Origin of the sequence: Stieleria maiorica, assembly GCF_008035925.1 — a bacterium.
Taxonomy (GTDB): Bacteria; Planctomycetota; Planctomycetia; order Pirellulales; family Pirellulaceae; genus Stieleria; species Stieleria maiorica.
Window position 1 is genome coordinate 7,204,453 of sequence record NZ_CP036264.1, and the last position, 16,671, is coordinate 7,221,123.

Genomic DNA, 16,671 nt, shown 5'->3' on the forward strand with positions numbered 1-16,671 from the left:
CGCACACGAAAGCTCAGGTTTGAACATGTCGGTTGAGACCGCGTGTAAGCCACCGGCAAGTCTGTCGGTCGACTTTGACAACAAGTGGGCCTACCTTCGCGCCGCCGGCCGTCGGGATTGGGAATCGGCATCCAGCTACCTGCCGATTGCGGCCGAGCGAATGGTCGATCTTTTGGGGGAACTGGATCTGCCGCTGACCGTGTTCGTCGTCGGCCGAGATTTGCGCCGCGATTCGGACGTCCAAGCCATCGAATCGTTTCGGTCGCTCAAGGAGGTCGAGTACGCCAACCACTCGATGAATCACCTGCCTTGGATGCACACGATGGAGGATCAGGAGATCTATGATGAGATCTCGTTGACGCACGACGCGATGGTGTCGGCATTGGGATTTTATCCGCGTGGGTTTCGCGGCCCGGGGTTTTCATGCCCCGATGAAGTTCTGCGTGTTTTGGCGAAATTGGATTATGCCTACGACGCCTCCATTTTTCCCACCTCCGTTGCACCGATCGCCCGCGCCGTCTTTCTGGCCCGCACCAAACTTAAGGGCGAACAAAAAGAGCGGGCCAAGAAGCTTTACGGAGGCTTCGCGGCGATGCGCAATCCGAATCGGCCCTTCCGCCGCCGAATCGATGCCGGCCAGCTCTGGGAAATCCCGGTGACGGTGATGCCGCTGATTCGCACCCCGATCCATTTCAGCTACTTCACATTTTTGGCCAGCGTCTCAAAACTTGCGGCCCGGACCTACTTGAGCAACGCGTTTCGGCTTTGCCGCTGGACCGGCACGACACCCTCGTTGCTGCTGCATCCGCCTGACGTTTTGGGCCGCGAAGACGATGCGGACATGGCCTATTTTCCGGGCATGAAACTGCCACGCGCCGACAAGCTTGAACTCGTCCGCTGGGCACTTCGGCTTTACGCCCGAACTTTCCACGTTCAAACCATGATCGATCAGCTAAGGTTGCTTAGGTCAATACGCTGAGCCGTAGGCGCTAGCCTCGGGCCCTACCGCCGTGTAAAAGGCGTATCAAGGCCCGCCGCTAGCGCCGTCGGCTCACCAAGCCCGTGCCATTCCTGTCTAACACCCTTTCTGACGCTCTACCCAAAAACATTGTGATCGATCTGGGAAAACACAACGTGCTTGGCATCGGGGTCGACGCGATCGATTACGAGGCGGCGATCGACAAAGTGATCGGTGCCGCAGTTGGGCGGCAGCCGATGTCGGTCACGGCGCTCGCCGTTCACGGTGTAATGACCGGCGTTGGTGATCCGGAGCACCGGTATCGTCTGAATCAATTCGATCTGGTTTGCCCCGACGGTCAACCCGTTCGCTGGGCGTTGAATCTGTTGCACGGTTGTGGTTTGACCGATCGCGTGTACGGCCCCGATTTGACGCTGATGCTTTGCCGCGCCGCCGCACAGCAAGCGGTGGGGGTGTTCCTGTTCGGGTCGACCGACGAGGTGTTGACCCGGTTTGCCGATTCGTTGCAGGACCAGTTTCCGGCGTTGCAGATCGCCGGTGTGCGTCCGAGCCGATTTCGCACGTTGTCACCTGCAGAGCGCGACGCGTTGGCCGATGAAATCAACTCCAGCGGTGCCGGGATCTGTTTCGTCGGACTGGGATGTCCCCGACAGGAGGTGTTCGCCTATGAAATGCGATCTCGATTGAACATGCCCTTGATAGCCGTCGGTGCCGCGTTTGCCTTTCACGCCGGCATGTTGGCCCAGGCGCCGCCTTGGATGCAACGCCATGGACTGGAATGGCTGTTTCGAATGGCACACGAACCGAGACGGTTGGCCAAACGCTACCTGACGACCAACCCCGCGTTCGTAACGCGATTGGCCTTTCAAAAACTCGGCTTGATGCATCGGCAACAAGAGCAAGGCCGACCGCCGCAACGCGAGCTGTTGTTCGGTTGATTTCAAGAGAGTTTAGCGGAATCCAAAACGCCAAAATCCGACGAACGAAAACGCGAACAAATCAAACGATTTTGCGCAGCCCAGGCGGTTCCTGGGAGCGAGACATCCGTTTATCCCACGTCGATCCAGCGGCGCAGCAGGGTGCGTGAGACCAGGTGAACCAGCCCGAACAGAAACAGTCCCAGCAGCGTTGACGTGAAGACCGCGGCGATCAGGGCATCGGTTTTGACGAAGCCTTGCCAGTGGGTCATCAATGTGCCCAAGCCGTCATAATCGGTGCCGTTGCCGACGAAGAACTCGGCGACGATCGCTCCGATCACCGCCAGTCCGCTGCTGGTTTTCGCGCCCAGGATCAGGTAGGGCACCGCGGCAGGTATTTGAAGCCGTGCCAGCTTTTGGGATCGCCCGGCCCCGTACAGAGCGAACAGGTCAGACCATTGCCGGTCGATCGCCATCAGGCCTGCGGTCACGCTGTTGACGATCGGGAACAGACAGACGATGACGGTCACGATGACCACCGTGCGAAACTGGTAGCCGCTCCAGATGATCAACAACGGTGCGATCGCGACGATGGGAACGGTTTGCAAAAAGATCACGTAAGGAAAGAATGCCAAGCGGACACGCCGCGATTGTGAAAACCCAACGCTGATCATTGATCCCAATCCGATCGCGGCAAGCAACCCTGCCGCGGCAGCCAATCCGGTCGCGTACAAGGCCTTCAACAATTCGATCCGGTGCTCCATCGCCGCCTTCCAAACCTCGGCCGGTTTGGGCAGCAACGCCGATGGCATCTTGAACCCCCAAGCGATCAGATGCCACGTCGCCAGGGCGACCAGGGCGACGATGACGGCTGGTCCCCAGTGCCGTGCCGCATCAGAGGCACGGATTGCCAGTGAGCGTGAATGGGGGCCGCTCATGACGCACCGCCGCGGTTTCCGGGCTGCGTGGAATCGGCCGCACCGCGAAGCAAGTCGCTGACGACGCCAAAAAACTCTGCGAACTGCGGTGTTCTCATCATCGCCGGATCGCGTGGCCACGCCAGGGGATTGTCGACCACTGTTTCCAAGACCCCCTCGCGCATCACGGCGATACGGTGTGAAAGCAGGATCGATTCGCTGATGTTGTGGGTGACCATCACGGCGGTGAATCGTTGTCGCTGCCAAAGCGAAAGCAGCAGCCGGCCCAAATCGTTGCGCAACATGTCGTCCAACGCGGCAAAGGGTTCGTCCAGCAACAACACGCTGGGATGGGTGACCAGTGCCCGAGCGATCGACGCCCGCATCTGCATCCCGCCGGACAGTTCGTGTGGCCGTTTGAATTGGGCATCGGCCAGTTGAACCGACGCCAGGGATGCCTGGGCGGCAAGCCGACGTTGTTGTCGGGTCCCACGTCCGATCAACTCCATCGGCAGCAGGACGTTTTGCAACGTCGTTGCCCAGGGCAACAGCCCCGGTTGTTGAAAGACGAATCCGATCTGTCCTTCCCCGGCGATGGCGACCGGTTCGAGTTCGACCGTGCCGCCGGTCATCGTTTGCAGTCCGGCGATCGCACGCAGCAGCGTCGTTTTTCCACATCCGCTTGGTCCGATCAATGCGATGATTTCCCCGCTACGCACGTTCAAATCGACGCGATCGACGGCGATCGCTTGCGGGGCGAACTGGACCGTGACGGCTCGGCAATGAATGGAGGCGGCGGCGGGTCGGTCGTCAGGGGCAAGCTCGTTCACGTTTCAACGCTCGACCTGGTCAACGATGGTTTGCGCGATCGCCAACGATGCCGTCGCGGCCGGTGACGGCGCGTTTAAAACGTGTACGGCGGCGTCGCTGCGTTGGAATAAAAAGTCGTCGACCAACTGTCCGTCGGGCGCGACCGCTTGGGCGCGAACTCCGGCACGTCCCCGAACCAGGTCGGATGCCGTCAAACAAGGCATCAGCTTTTGCAGTGCGGCGACGAAGGCCGCTTTGCTGAGCGAGCGATGCACTTCCCCCAGCCCTGTTTTCCAATGTCGCAGCGCCAGTTTTCGGAAGCCGCCAAAACCGAGTGTCTGTGACAGGTCTTTCCAGCGGAGCGTTTTCCAATCGTAACCTTCTCGGGCAAGCGCCAGCACGGCGTTGGGCCCACATTCAACACCTCCGCCGATCATCCGCGTGAAGTGCACCCCCAAAAAGGGAAAGGACGGATCCGGGACGGGATAGATCAGGTTTCGCACCAGGGTCTCGCGGCCGGGTGCCAGTTCGTAGTACTCGCCGCGAAACGGGACGATTCGAATCTCCGGCGAGACACCGGCCATGGCGGCGATGCGGTCACATTGCAATCCGCCGCAATTGACCATCATGGCCGCTTCAAACACCTGGCCGTCGGCGGCGGTCAGCCGAATCGAGCGGGGCGTTGCATCGATCGAAACGATGCGGGTCTCGAAAACGATCCGGCCAGCGGATCGGCGGATGCACTCGGCCAGTTTTCGGCACACCACGCGAAAGTCCACGATGCCCGTTTCGGGCACGTGCAGGGCGGCGATCCCCGCCGCGTTGGGCTCCAATTCTCTCAGTTGGTCGCTATCAAGACGCTCCAACGCGACGTCATTCTCGCGGCCCCGTGCGGCAATCCCTTCCATCGATTGCAGTTCGTCCTGATCGGTCGCGACGATGACTTTTCCACAGCGATCCCAGGGAATCTGGTGCTCGTCGCAAAAAGCTTCCATCGCCGCTTTGCCGGTGCGACACGTGCTCGCGCGGATCGATCCGGGTTTGTAGTAGATCCCCGAATGCAGAACACCGGAATTGTGGCCGCTTTGATGTGCAGCGACGTCGGATTCCGATTCGACGACCAGGACCGAGCAATCCGGAAATCGCTGCAGCAGACGTCGGGCGGTGGCCAGCCCCACGATCCCGGCGCCGATCACGATGAAGTCGATTGGATCAGCGCTGGAGGACATTCGGGGGGCGTTGCGATGGCTGGGAGTGGTCGTCGATCGACAGGTCGTGATACTATAGCCTTCGAAAAACCTCTGCTCCAACAGGCCTGATGGCGACACGTCGACCCAAACCGCTGTTTCGTTACCGCATCACGCGATTGGGATTCCATGTGCTGTTTGTCGCGTTGTTCGCGATGATCGGCGGGGCACTGCGGGGGTTCAATCTGCTGTTGGTGCTGGCGGGATTGTTGATCAGCGTGGTGCTGCTGCAGTGGCGCAGCGGACGCCATGCGATTTTGCGAGCCGATCTTCGTCGCCACGGGGGCAGCGGAGTGTTTGCCGGTACGCCGGCGACAATGCGCTATGACGTGCGGAATTCCGGCAGATGGAGCCCGTTGTGGTGCTTGCGGATCGAAGACCCGTTGATTGCCGCTGATGCTGGCGACACCCGTGCAGCGACGGGCCCGCTCGACGAGAAACATCCCGGCGCGGTGATCGCCACGTTGGTCGCTAGTCTGGGGCATGTCCCGCCCGGTCAAACCCGCAGCACGTCGGTCATCTGTCGGTTCCACCGCCGCGGCCGCTATCGATTGGGGCCGGTCGTCGTCTCCACGACCTTTCCGTTCGGTTTGATGAATTGCGAACGACTGGGCCCGGAGACGTCCGAGTCATTGTGGGTTTACCCGCGGTTGCTGACCTTGCGTCGCGGATGGACGGCGATGCTGCCACCACGACGCGGTGGTGACGGTCATCGGTCCAGCGGCGGAAGCAACGATGACGGCGAGTTCTTTGGGTTGCGGCCCTGGCAATCGGGAGATCACGTCAAGCACATTCACTGGCGGACGACGGCGCGGATCGGTGCGCCGGCGGTGCGGCAATTTGAACAACGCAACCGGCATCAACTCTGTTTCATCGTCGACGTGGTCGACAACGAAAGCACACGTGGCGGTGAAGAACGGGTCCTGGAAGCGGCCGCGACGATGATCAGCGAATTGGCATGCACGACCAGTTCCATGGCACTGTTGGTCGCCGATGCGCACGCCTTGGGTTCATCCAGTCACTGCGGCGTGTACACGTCGGCCAGGGCGGACGTCACGCCGCTGTTGGAACGTTTGGCGATCGCAAAACCGGTCCGCCTGGATGATTCACGGAACGATCCGCTGGCCCGGGCCGTTGCCCAGCAAGCGTCGCAGCTATTCCCCTACGATTTGGTCGTGGTCAGCCAGCGACGATTCAGCGACGTCACGCAACGCCGATCCGCCGATCCGGCACGTGAGAAGGCGTTGTCGGTGTGGCGTTATTTCGATCAACGCTCTCGGCTGGCTTGGATCAATGTGGACTCTCCGGCGGTTGCGCGTTACTTGTCCATCGACGATGGCGGCCACCTCAAGTCCGGCGTGACACGGGAGGCGGCGAATGTCGATGGTTAGCGGGAGTCGCACGGAGCTTTCCGACTCGATGCGACGCGAGTTGCTTGCGGTGCCGACCGTGCGGACACGTTTGGCGTTTCAGTTTGCGTTGTTGTCGGCCGCCGGCGGGTTGGTGCTGGCCAGCGGCCAAGGCATCGACGGCATCGCGCTGTTGGCCGTGTTCGCCGCCGTCTTCGGATTCGTCTTCGTCGATTGGTTGCGAGTGTTTGAATTGCCGCCGATCGGAGCCTATCTGGCCATGGCCGGCGCGGCGGGCTATTGCGTTCAGGATTTTTGGGGGCTGCAGCAGCGTGGCGAACCACAGATGGTGTCTGTCGCACTGTTGTTGGTGTTGGTTCAAGGCGTGTTGATGATGCAGCGCAAGTCGCGGCGGATTCTGGAGCAATTGGCGGTGTTTTGTTTGTTGGAGTTGGTGGTCGCTGCGATTTTCAATGACGCGATCGGCTTTGGGCTGTGGATGATTCCGATCGCCCTTGTCGGCGGAAGCGCGCTCAGCTTGTTGGGGCTGGTGACGTTGATGGAAAGCATCGACGTGACATTGGACCACCCGGTCGTCCCGCCGCCGAAAACGCGACTGGGGCGTTTGATTCAGTTCGTGATCGGGGCGCGGGAAGACCTTCCGCCACGCAACGAGTTCGTTGCGACGTCATCGCCGGAGTCGGTGATCTCGATTCATTGGGCGGCCGGGCCCTGGTCCCGTTACGCCCTGGTCGTGTTGTCGCCGTCCGTGTTCCTGATCGCAGCTGCGTTTTTCTTTGTCTTGCCCAGACGCGTCCAGCCGTCACGATCGGCCCTCGGCGGTCCTGCGATGGTCGGATTTGATGACGAAATCCGGATGGAACAACTCGGCCAAGTGATGCAGAACTCGGATCCGGCGGTGAGGGTCAAGTTGACGGACCAGACGACCGGCCAGCCCTACCTGGTCAATGACAGCTTGTATCTGCGCGGGAAAGTGCTGGAAACGTATCAGGTGGATTATTCGTCGAACCGCCCGATCGCGAAGTGGGTGGCGACCGACCAGGGTTCGATCAGCCGTCGTGGCCGGATGCCTCCGCCGTATCGCTCCCGTGAGCCATCCGAGCAGGCCCGATTTGATCGCGTTCATGCAAAAGTCACCTGTGAAGCGATGAGTCGACCGGCGCTGTTTGCCATCGCGCCGTTTCATCAGGTCGGTGAAGTGTTGGACGTCGTTCATGCGATCGACCGCTGGACGCTCGCCCGCGAAGCATCCGAACCGCCGTTTCCACGTTTAACCTACGAATTCGGCACCCATGCATTTCGTGACGGCGTGCAGACGCGATGGATCGCTCGGGCGAGTGAAGCGGAACGAATGCTGACGCCGTACGAGTTGACGTGGGAACGCCGCTTCGGACGCCGGACGCGGCGACCGCGACAAGACTATGTCAGCGATTTGTTGCGGGTCGATCGCGACAGCGTGCCGACGGCGGCCCGATTGGCCACTCAAATCCTGGAGGATTCCTCCGCCGGGGACGTCAATCTTTCCGGTGCCGCGGTGGCGATGGAACAGTATTTGAAAACCGACCCCGCGTTTGCCTACACGTTGAACCTAAATGCCACACCGATCCCCGATGTCGATCCGGTCGAACAGTTTCTGTCGGTCGATCGTCGCGGCCACTGTCAATACTTTGCTTCGGCGCTGGCATTGATGTTGCGAAGCGTCGGCATCCCCTGTCGCGTCGTCGTCGGCTACCGAACCGAAGAGTACAACGCGATCGGCAAGTACTACATCGCCCGACAATTGCACGCCCATGCGTGGGTCGAAGCGTTGATTGAGCGAGATCAGATTCCGCCCGACACCGATTTGGCCGGTCAGCGACCGTCGGATCGCTATTGGATGCGACTGGATCCGACGCCTGCCGAAAGCGCGCTCGATGACGGCAACCCGGAGGGCGTCGATGGGCTGTTGAATCTGGCCAACAACGTCTGGGAAGACTATGTCGTCGAGATGGATGCGGAGCGTCAGAGTGACGATCTGGTGCAAGTGACGGGGTTGCGCGACGTGCAAAGTTCGTATCAACGCATGTGGAATTCCATGCGGGGAAAGCTCGCGCAGATCCGTGACGGGCGTCTGGAGGCGGGCCAGGTTCAATTGCCGATGCGATCGATCGGCCGTTGGTTGCTCGCCGTCGCGGCGGCGATGGTTGCCATCGCTTTGTGGATGCGGTTGACGCGGCTGAGTCTGCGGCGGCGTGAACGGTCTCCGGCCGACGTGCCGGTGGGACAGCCACAATTGCACTTTTACGCCGAAACGCTGAATCAACTGCGACGCGTCGGAATCACACGCCGAGCGGACGAAACCCCGAGCGAATTGTTGCAGCGCGTGGGCCAACGTTTCCCGCCATTGCGATTGCTGACCGATGCCTTTGAACGTTGCCGTTACGGACAAAGCGAGATCGGCCGAGAGCGGCATTTGCAGGACGCTCTGTCCGAGTTGACGGCGGATGTTGAAACGCAGATTCAAGCCCGAGACGGCTAGTATTCTGCCGCAGCTTGATTTTCCGGTAGTGGACGAGGCGACGAGTCCCTTCGGATTGCCAACTGCGAGGACTCCTCGCGTCGTCCACTACCATTTACCCGAAATTTCACGCTGACAGAGCACGAGTTTGCTACACCGGGCGGAGCCTTACAGGCTGACGTCTTGCGGGAGCGGTGCTTTGGCATTGGCGTTGTTCCGCTTGGTCACGCCGGAGCAGAGGTTGTGCCACGATTCCAGTTTTTCGCCGCAGACCACCATTTCGAAATAGCGGACGAGTTCGTCTTCAGGCGACGGCAATGGCAATTGGTTGCCGCACCGACTGAGGTAGTTTGATGCGACCACGGCGGTCAGTGGGGAGAACGAAATCTCGAACGCTTTGGTCGGCGTGTGATGCAAGGCGACGATTTCGATGATCGTCTGGGGCAGCCCCCAAACGCTTAGCAAATAGGCCCCGATGGCGGCGTGGTCGGCGCCGAAGATCTGGCGCTCGGCCTGCCACAAGGGGATGTCGTCGATTTCGGCTTTCAACGCGGCCTGGGCGCAGGTCTTGGGGTCGATCGAATGCAGGACCAGTTTGCCGATATCGTGAAGCGTGGCCGCAGTGATGGCGTCTTCGACCGCCTGTGAATCCAAGCGTTCCCGCTGGCCGATCAGCTTGGTCATCCGGGAAACGCGCAGGCAGTGTTGCATCAACACGTCGGCGGAGAACCCGTTGACACCCAAGGCTTCGAATTCTTGGAAGATGCCGATCGCCAGGACGAGTGACTTGAGCGTTGATGCGCCCAGCAACGAAACGGCTTTGACCGGATCGGAAATGTGATGACTTAGACAGAAGATCGCCGAGTTGACCAGCTGCAACACCTTGGCCGTCATCACGGCGTCTTTGGCGACAATCTTGCCGATCGAGGAAATCGACGCGTCTTCGTTGCGCAGTTCGTTTGTCAGCTCGCGATACACCGACGGAACACTCGGCAACCGGGAAAGGCCGCCGACCAAACGCTGTAACGAATCGGAAACCAGGACATCCCGAAGCGCGCAGGCGCGGTCGATCGTCGTTCGCAGCTCGGTCGCGTCGCAGGGTTTGGGCAGAAACTGGTGCATCGACACGATCGATCGCAGCACCGCATCGCGATCGGACGGTTTCGATAACACGATCCGAACCATGTTGGGATGGTTCTTGCTGACGTAGTTCAGCAACGCGGCACCGTCCATGCCCGGCATTCGCATGTCGGTGACGACGGCATCGAATTTCGACGCGGCCATCATCTCGATCGCTTCTTCGCCGCTGGTCGCAAAATCGCATTCCCAATCGACATCTTCCGCGATCAGCTGCCGTTCCAGCTGACGCAACGCTTGCGGTTCATCATCGACGAATAAGACGGTCACCCTGCCGGCTCCTGGTAATGCGAATCGACGCGATCCGCAACGTATCGGGTACACAGAAGACCCCCCGGCAGTTCATCCGGCGACCTTCTCCTCATGGGAACGCTAACACGCGGTTCACAGCGGACGCGGGAAAGCCAATCGGTTGAGGGAATACCCGCCCCGTTGGCGTGTCCGTTGTCGCCAACGTGCGTCGACGCACACCGACCGCGGATTTTGGCTGAAATCCGATTCGTGCAGTGGGTTGCCGTTTTCCGTGTCCGGGGATTCTGCTACTGAGAAAACGTTGCGGACGATCGCGAACGACGCGATGGTTTGATCCGATGCGCTTCAGCACCAGGTTTCCAAATGAGATTCAAACTCGTCTTGCTCGGTGTCTTGCTGACCTTGCCGGTCACCATGATCACTTGGGCCGATCCGGTCGTTCAGCCGATCGAACAATCCGAAGGCATGCTGATGCGTTCGAAATTGAAACGTTCGCAGCATGTCTTGGAAGGCCTGCTCCGCAAAGACTTTCGCGCGATCGCACGTGGCGCGAAAGAGATGAAGTTGATCAGCGAAGCCGCCGAGTGGCCGCGGGCACGGGACTCGGTGTACGAGCACTTTAGCGCTGAGTTTCGCCGCCAATGCAATCAACTCGAAGAGCTGGCCGAGCAACAGAACCACCAGGGCGCGACGTTCACGTACTTGCACATGACCAACCTGTGCATCCAGTGTCACGACTATGTCCGCGATTCGCTGCGGGTGGCCGAGCCGCGGGGCCGTCGCGGCATCCAATTGATCCCGTCGGAATGGCCCGAAGGCAGTGGTTGATTCAAGGCAGCGGTTGATCAATTCAATCCCGCCGCCTCGTTGATCGCTCCCAGGTAGACCGACGCCATGCGGAAGATAAAGAAGATCAGCGTGCCGGCGACGGCCATCCAAATGATCCCGGTGGCGACACCCGAGAGGGTCCGCATCGCCATCTTGGCGCGTTCTTCGTATTCCACCGCCAAGTGATCGATGGATTCGCTCTCGGTTCCCGACATCTCGGCCACTTCGACCAGATGCAAAAAGGGTTCGGGAAACAGATCGGTTGAGCGCAGTCCACCGGCGAGCGTGTCGCCTCGGTCGCGGATCGCCGACTCGAACAGTTCCCCGCCGCCACGGTAGTAATCACTGTCGGTGCTGTCCAGGCTGAGTTTCACGCTTCGGATCGGATCCAAACCCGCGCCGAGTGCCAGCGACAACGTCCGCGTGAATCGGGACAGCGTGATCGTCTGTAGCGACGGACCCAACTTGGGCACCATGTACAACAGCGGCACCAGATTCTGGACTCCGCCCAGGTTCTTTTGATAGGCGAAATACAGGGACCACAGGATCGCGGCGACACAGGCGATGTAGCCCCAAAAAATCAACACGCCTTTGCCGCCGCGGAGCCCGAATCCCAAGATGTCGGCCATCTGGCCGCCGGTCGAAGGCGTCAGGATGCCCATCAGGTAGATCACGATCGAAATCACGCCCAGCCCGAGTCCCAGCTGGATGACCGGCCAGGCGATCGAAGTCAGGAACAGCCGTCGCAGGGCCACCTGTTGATCAAAGTGATCGGCGAGGGTGTTGAAGGTGCGTTCCAGCTTTCCCGTGCTCTCGCCGACGCGGGTCAACGAAACCATCAGCCGCGGGAAAAAGGCGGCGCGCTGCTTCATCGCGTCGCTGATCTGAAACCCCGCTTCGACACTCTCCAGCACGTGCGAAACCGCTTCGCGTTGTCGCGGGGAACCGTACTTGGTCTCGGCCTTGAGCAAACGCAGCAGATCCGCACCGGCGCGCAGGCCGATGCCCATTCGCCGACAGAACCCGGCCGCCGCCGCTATTCCCATTCGCCTGAACAACATTCGCTATGCCCGCATGATCAACATGAATTGACGAGCCTGGAAGCCTAGTCCACGGCGGGACTCGTCGCTAGGCCGCGATTCTGCCTTCGCTGCGTTGCTGGCGTTGGTTGCAATAGGACGCCACGATCTGGTCGATCTGGTCCAGTTGTTCGCTGGTGGAAGCGGCCAGGTCGAGAAACAGGATCTTTTTGGATCCGATTTGACACCAGCCGGGCATCTGGTCGTCCAGCACCACCTTGCGGACTTCGAATCCCATTTCTTTCGCGGTTCCGACCGCTTGGGCGAGTCTCTGGACGATGTTGGGCGGGTCTGTCGGGGCAGACGGGGGGGAGTGTTTCGGCATGGTCGGCATCTCGTTCTCCGGAAACTTTTCCGATTGTGAGGGCCGTCACCAGCACTGGCAAGCTTTGCCTACGGCCCGGGACAGGGTGTAGCAAATCGCCACTCGGCGACGATAGATCAAAGCAGTCTCGATGCAATTGCCAGCCAACCCACCCGGGGATCATGAACGCACCCAACGCAATGCCAACGCCGGCCGCCACGGCAAGTCGCTCGACAAGCGGAACCAATGACTCCCCCGCCACGCTGGCCGGCGGTGCGCCCTGCAACGCCCCGTCCGCGGCTCCGTTGAGCGACGAACAGCAGTACATTCAACATCTGAAAGCCCATCTGCGACAGTCGCAATCGATGGCCGCGCTGGGGGAATTGACCAGCACGGCGACGCATGAATTCAACAACGTCTTGATGACGATCATCAATTACGCCCGATTGGGAATCCGCAACCGGGACGACGAATCACGCGACAAGGCACTCGGCAAAATCCTGGATGCCGCCGAACGGGCGTCGAAAATCACCGGCACGATTCTGGCCCAGGCGCGGAATCGCAGCGAGTCCTTCGAACCGACCGATCTGGGCGCGATCATTCTGGACACCCTGGTCCTGCTCGAACGCGAGATGAACAAGTACCGCGTGTCGGTCACGACCGAGATCCAACCGGGGGTGGCCAAGGCGATCGCCAGCGGAAACCAGATCCAACGCGTGCTGTTGAATCTGTTGATCAACGCCCGACAAGCGATCGGTGAAGGCGGCGAGTTGTTGATCCGCTTGGCCAACAGCGATGACAATCAATCGGTGGAATTGGTCGTCCGTGATAGCGGGGCCGGGATTCCCGCGGCCACCCTGCCGCAAATCTTTGATCCGTTCTTTTCGACCAAGAACGGACCCGACGAATCGGGCAAGGGAGGCACGGGGCTGGGGTTGGCCGCGTGTAAGGAGATCGTCGACGCCCATCGCGGCAAGATCCGCGTCGAGAGCACCGTCGGTGTCGGCACGGCGTTCACGATTCGTCTGCCCAGGGCTTAGTCCTCACTGGGCTTAGTCCTCACTGGGCTTAGCTCCAATTGATATCGCAGCGGGTGACCAGACGATCGCTGATCCGGCCGTCGTCGCCGGTCAGCGCGTCGAGCCACGACAACACATTCTGAAGCTCGATGTCCTGGGCTTCGTGAACCAGCATGGGCATCGAAGCCTTGGCCTGGATGGTGGTCAGCGACAGTGCTTCGTCCTTGGGCAGCTGCGACAACAGGGTTCGCTGTTCGGTCTTGTCGCGGCAGACAAGAAAAACACGTTGCTTGCCGCCACATTCCAGCAACGGGGGACGGACGGCTTCGAAGGCGGACTCGGCGGTCAGACTCGGTACGGCGTCGGGCGTCGACCAGGTGTGGGTCTGGGTCATCGCGACCGGATCGGTTTGGGGGTTGAAACAGGTCGTGTTGCCGATCTGCAGTTCGTCGGTCGTCGCGGTGGAGGCGGTGTTGGCATCGGCGCCATGTGAACGGCGCACATCGTGTGTGGTGGCGTTGCCTGATGATGAATCGTCGGCGGTGGCCGTCCGCTGGCGGATCAGCCCGGCGGCAGCGACGGACAGTTCATTGACGATGAAATCGGTCGTCATCGTCGCCGGGGCTTGGATCACCCGGAACAGTTGGCCGACCACATTGGCGCGATGCAGTTTTTCGACGATGTCGGGTAGACCGTTGCGGATCTCGGGGGCGAGAGTGGACCAGTGATCGACGGCTTGGCGGTCGTCGTCGGCGAGTTGGGTGATCGCTTGGGCCAGGCGGGCGGAGGCGTCGACATAGGTTTCGGCCATCTCGGCCAGATTGTCGATCAGTGTTGCTGCGACCGATGCCGCGGCGCGACAGGCGATGATTTCGACCAGCTGTTCACCGATGCCACAGGCACTTCGCAGTGCGGCCATCGGCCCCCGCGGGGAGTCGGCGTTTTCGCAGTCCGGCGCAGCTTGGTCGCCGTCGCCGTTGTCGGCGATCCGCTGGAATTCGTCCTCGGAACGCTGCAACAGGGCCTGTTGCAACTGCGTCATCTGTTGCCGGATTTCGCCGAGCCCGGTGATCGTCGATGAAAGGTCCGACTTTCCGTCTTGGAGACGGGAATTGATTTCACGCTGGATCTGATGGACGATTTGTCCTGCCAGCACCTCGGTTTGATCCAGGTCGATCACCTCGGTCAGCCACTTCACCAGATGGGATCGGACGGCGGTGGGCTTTTGCAGCAGGGCCGGGTCCAGGTTGCCCAGTCGTTCCATCAACTTGCCGCGGCGGTCTTGTCGATTGTTTCCGAACCATTGCACGGTCTGGCCGCACAACGCGTCGCTGTCCAATCGGCAGCGACGGCGGATGCGTCCGGAGAATTCTTTGGCAGCGGCTTTCGAATCACGCGGGTTTCCCAACCAGCGCAGCAGCAGCAACTTGACCGCGTGGGGTGCCAGCAGGTTGGGCTGTCGGTCTTCCGGATCACCGATCTGAGCCACACTCATGGTTCGAATGACGCTCGGCCGGGTCGACGAGTCGTCGTCTTCGTGGCGACCTTTGGCGAACCATTCGCCGCACACGGTGGCGTCGGCCCAAAGGTAGTCGATGACCGAGTGCAGCGGCGGCGGGGCGCCGGGCCGATCGGATTGTGCGATGACGTACGTGTTGTGCAACGGTGTCCGGGCGGCGGGAACACTGGGCCATCCGGCACCGGCGTCTCCGGGATAGCTGTTGCCGGGCATCAAAAAATGGGCCAGTTCTTTGATCGCGGATTTGGTCGCGTGCAGTGCGAGCGGACGCGACGGATCACCTTGAAACCGATTGGTCGTCAAGAACGACAGGATCGGTTCGTTTTCCATCGCGGATTCGTCCAGCAGATGTCGCAGCAGGTAAACGATGTCGAGATACATGCCGCTACCGGTTCCGCCGGTCAAGGATCCGACGACATAGATTTTCGGCGGAGCGTTTTCGCTTTTGGCGGCGTTCAATGCTTCCACCGCGTCACGCAGCGTCTGCATCACCTGTTCGCCGTGGTCGACCAAGGCCAGTCGTCCGAGCGGTCGCATGCCCCCGGTCTGTCCGTTTCGCGGCACGTTGTAAATCCAACGCCGCGAGATGGTCTTCAATCGCCCGGTTCCGCTATTGCGGTATTCGTTGGGAGTTCGCAGCCGGGCTTCGACGACCCGGCAACGCGGCACGACGTCGGTGCTGTCGACCATCAACGCGCTCTGCGTCGTCATCGGATTGGTGTCGATCAGCACGCTGTGCAAAACGACCGGCGACCCGGCGCCAAAGTCATAGATTCGCGACCGCAACGCACTCAGGCAGTCCGCACCGGTGCCGCCGAGGGCGACGACCAGGGCTTGGGTTTGATGGATTTCGTTGGACGTGCCCAGGCTGTCTTCCAGCTGCGGCAGATTCTCCACCGGGCGCGCCGCCGTTTGGGACGTCGTTCCCTCGCGGTGATCGACTTCGCCGACGGTGGCGTGGGGCCGCACCAGTTTTTCGACGAATTCGGTGCAGCTGGCGAACCGTCGCTCCGGCGACTTCTCCAGCGCTCGCGCGACGCAGGGGCGATCGCTGGCCGGCAAGGGTTTCAAATTGGGCGCGTTGTGAACGTGCTGGGTGGCCAGCTGGGCGATCGTCCGCCCGCTAAAGGGACGCGTGCTGGTCAACAGCTCCTGGTACATCACGGCCAGACTGTACTGGTCGCTATGCATGCTCGGGCGTCCGTCAAAGACTTCCGGCGGCGCATAGATGGGCGTCAGCCCGCCGACCATGCTGCATTCGATGTCACCGAGATCTTTCAGCAATCCGAAGTCGGCTACTTTGACACGGCCGCCGACGATCAGCAGGTTTCCCGGTTTGATATCCAGGTGCTGAAGTTTGTAGAGCTGGTGGAGATAATCCAACGCGTCGGCGGCATCCTTCATGTACCCCAACAACATGTCGCGAGGGATGCCACAGGATCCGCGCGCCTGGTGTTGCTTGAAGACGTCTTCCAGGGATCCGTCGGCCAACTCGGTCACGATGACCAGCTGGTTTTCGATCAGTTCGAACCGCTCGAGCGTCAGGATAAACGGGTGCTGGACCGCTTTGATGCGTTCGAGCGATTTGAGTTCCTGTTCGGCCCGTCGTTCGTCTTGCTGTCCGAACACGAATTTGACGGCTTTCTTCAGCCCACCGGGCGCGTTGGCACGCCAGACTTCGCCGTACCCGCCGCGTCCGATCCGTTTTTCCAGGACGTAACCTTCGATCGGTTCATAACCGGGTTGAATCCGTTTGGTTTTGACAGTCGTCATCTTCCGTTGCTCTCGGTGACTCA

At 60.7% G+C, this 16,671-nt stretch carries 13 protein-coding genes; 6 read left to right on the forward strand and 7 right to left on the reverse strand.

Translation table 11 applies throughout. From position 1 onward, the window contains the following. The first annotated feature begins 25 nt into the window (after positions 1-25). A complete protein-coding gene (locus tag Mal15_RS24445) occupies positions 26-979 on the forward strand; it encodes a polysaccharide deacetylase family protein (protein WP_147870152.1) in 954 nt (317 codons plus the stop codon). Positions 980-1,062: 83 nt separating this feature from the next. After that, on the forward strand, positions 1,063-1,917 hold the full coding sequence (locus tag Mal15_RS24450; protein WP_233902999.1) for a WecB/TagA/CpsF family glycosyltransferase: 855 nt from the start codon (positions 1,063-1,065) through the stop codon (positions 1,915-1,917). 110 nt (positions 1,918-2,027) lie between these two features. Here Mal15_RS24450 and Mal15_RS24455 read toward each other — a convergent pair whose 3' ends face one another. Genes Mal15_RS24455 through lhgO form a run of 3 tightly spaced genes read right to left on the reverse strand, consistent with a single transcriptional unit; the run spans position 2,028 to position 4,852 of the window. Continuing rightward, complete coding sequence (locus Mal15_RS24455) at positions 2,028-2,834, reverse strand: ABC transporter permease (protein ID WP_147870153.1); 807 nt, start codon at positions 2,832-2,834, stop codon at positions 2,028-2,030. Then, on the reverse strand, positions 2,831-3,643 hold the full coding sequence (locus Mal15_RS24460; RefSeq protein ID WP_147870154.1) for an ABC transporter ATP-binding protein: 813 nt from the start codon (positions 3,641-3,643) through the stop codon (positions 2,831-2,833). The genes Mal15_RS24455 and Mal15_RS24460 overlap by 4 nt, the downstream gene beginning before the upstream one ends. Positions 3,644-3,646: 3 nt before the next feature. Continuing rightward, entirely contained in the window at positions 3,647-4,852 is a 1,206-nt protein-coding gene (gene lhgO / locus Mal15_RS24465; protein WP_147870155.1) for an L-2-hydroxyglutarate oxidase, read from the reverse strand. 89 nt (positions 4,853-4,941) lie between these two features. Between lhgO and Mal15_RS24470 the strand changes: the two genes are divergently transcribed. Continuing rightward, the gene (locus Mal15_RS24470) at positions 4,942-6,261 is read left to right on the forward strand and encodes a DUF58 domain-containing protein (protein WP_147870156.1); all 1,320 of its coding nucleotides are present in this window, start codon (positions 4,942-4,944) and stop codon (positions 6,259-6,261) included. Beyond that, positions 6,248-8,758 carry a transglutaminase TgpA family protein gene (locus tag Mal15_RS24475; protein ID WP_147870157.1) on the forward strand — a complete coding sequence of 837 codons (2,511 nt, stop codon included), beginning with the start codon at positions 6,248-6,250 and terminating at the stop codon, positions 8,756-8,758. Before Mal15_RS24470 ends, Mal15_RS24475 begins: the two co-directional genes overlap by 14 nt. A gap of 147 nt (positions 8,759-8,905) precedes the next feature. Here Mal15_RS24475 and Mal15_RS24480 read toward each other — a convergent pair whose 3' ends face one another. Beyond that, entirely contained in the window at positions 8,906-10,144 is a 1,239-nt protein-coding gene (locus Mal15_RS24480; RefSeq protein WP_167547021.1) for a response regulator, read from the reverse strand. A gap of 345 nt (positions 10,145-10,489) precedes the next feature. Here Mal15_RS24480 and Mal15_RS24485 point away from each other — a divergent pair, with 345 nt between their 5' ends. Then, positions 10,490-10,954 (forward strand): hypothetical protein, encoded by a 465-nt coding sequence (locus Mal15_RS24485; RefSeq protein ID WP_147870159.1) that lies wholly within the window; start codon positions 10,490-10,492, stop codon positions 10,952-10,954. A 17-nt stretch (positions 10,955-10,971) separates the two neighbouring features. Here Mal15_RS24485 and Mal15_RS24490 read toward each other — a convergent pair whose 3' ends face one another. Together Mal15_RS24490 and Mal15_RS24495 are read right to left on the reverse strand one after the other, a co-directional pair. Next, on the reverse strand, positions 10,972-12,015 hold the full coding sequence (locus Mal15_RS24490; RefSeq protein WP_199773727.1) for a type II secretion system F family protein: 1,044 nt from the start codon (positions 12,013-12,015) through the stop codon (positions 10,972-10,974). 67 nt (positions 12,016-12,082) lie between these two features. Then, a complete protein-coding gene (locus Mal15_RS24495; protein WP_147870160.1) occupies positions 12,083-12,358 on the reverse strand; it encodes a hypothetical protein in 276 nt (91 codons plus the stop codon). Between the two features lie 161 nt (positions 12,359-12,519). Here Mal15_RS24495 and Mal15_RS24500 point away from each other — a divergent pair, with 161 nt between their 5' ends. Then, positions 12,520-13,377: a sensor histidine kinase gene (locus Mal15_RS24500; protein ID WP_233903000.1), complete on the forward strand. Its 858-nt coding sequence runs from the start codon at positions 12,520-12,522 to the stop codon at positions 13,375-13,377. Between the two features lie 28 nt (positions 13,378-13,405). On the opposite strand, the gene Mal15_RS24505 is transcribed toward Mal15_RS24500, so the two are convergent. Beyond that, on the reverse strand, positions 13,406-16,648 hold the full coding sequence (locus Mal15_RS24505; protein ID WP_147870161.1) for a protein kinase domain-containing protein: 3,243 nt from the start codon (positions 16,646-16,648) through the stop codon (positions 13,406-13,408). Between the last annotated feature and the right edge of the window lie 23 nt (positions 16,649-16,671).

Coding starts and splice junctions, on each gene's coding strand:
- Mal15_RS24445 (WP_147870152.1), top strand. CDS start 26: ATGTCGGTTGAGACCGCGTGTAAGCCACCGGCAAGTCTGTCGGTCGAC.
- Mal15_RS24455 (WP_147870153.1), bottom strand. CDS start 2,834: ATGAGCGGCCCCCATTCACGCTCACTGGCAATCCGTGCCTCTGATGCG.
- lhgO (WP_147870155.1), bottom strand. CDS start 4,852: ATGTCCTCCAGCGCTGATCCAATCGACTTCATCGTGATCGGCGCCGGG.
- Mal15_RS24470 (WP_147870156.1), top strand. CDS start 4,942: ATGGCGACACGTCGACCCAAACCGCTGTTTCGTTACCGCATCACGCGA.
- Mal15_RS24475 (WP_147870157.1), top strand. CDS start 6,248: ATGTCGATGGTTAGCGGGAGTCGCACGGAGCTTTCCGACTCGATGCGA.
- Mal15_RS24485 (WP_147870159.1), top strand. CDS start 10,490: ATGAGATTCAAACTCGTCTTGCTCGGTGTCTTGCTGACCTTGCCGGTC.
- Mal15_RS24490 (WP_199773727.1), bottom strand. CDS start 12,015: ATGTTGTTCAGGCGAATGGGAATAGCGGCGGCGGCCGGGTTCTGTCGG.
- Mal15_RS24495 (WP_147870160.1), bottom strand. CDS start 12,358: ATGCCGAAACACTCCCCCCCGTCTGCCCCGACAGACCCGCCCAACATC.
- Mal15_RS24500 (WP_233903000.1), top strand. CDS start 12,520: ATGAACGCACCCAACGCAATGCCAACGCCGGCCGCCACGGCAAGTCGC.
- Mal15_RS24505 (WP_147870161.1), bottom strand. CDS start 16,648: ATGACGACTGTCAAAACCAAACGGATTCAACCCGGTTATGAACCGATC.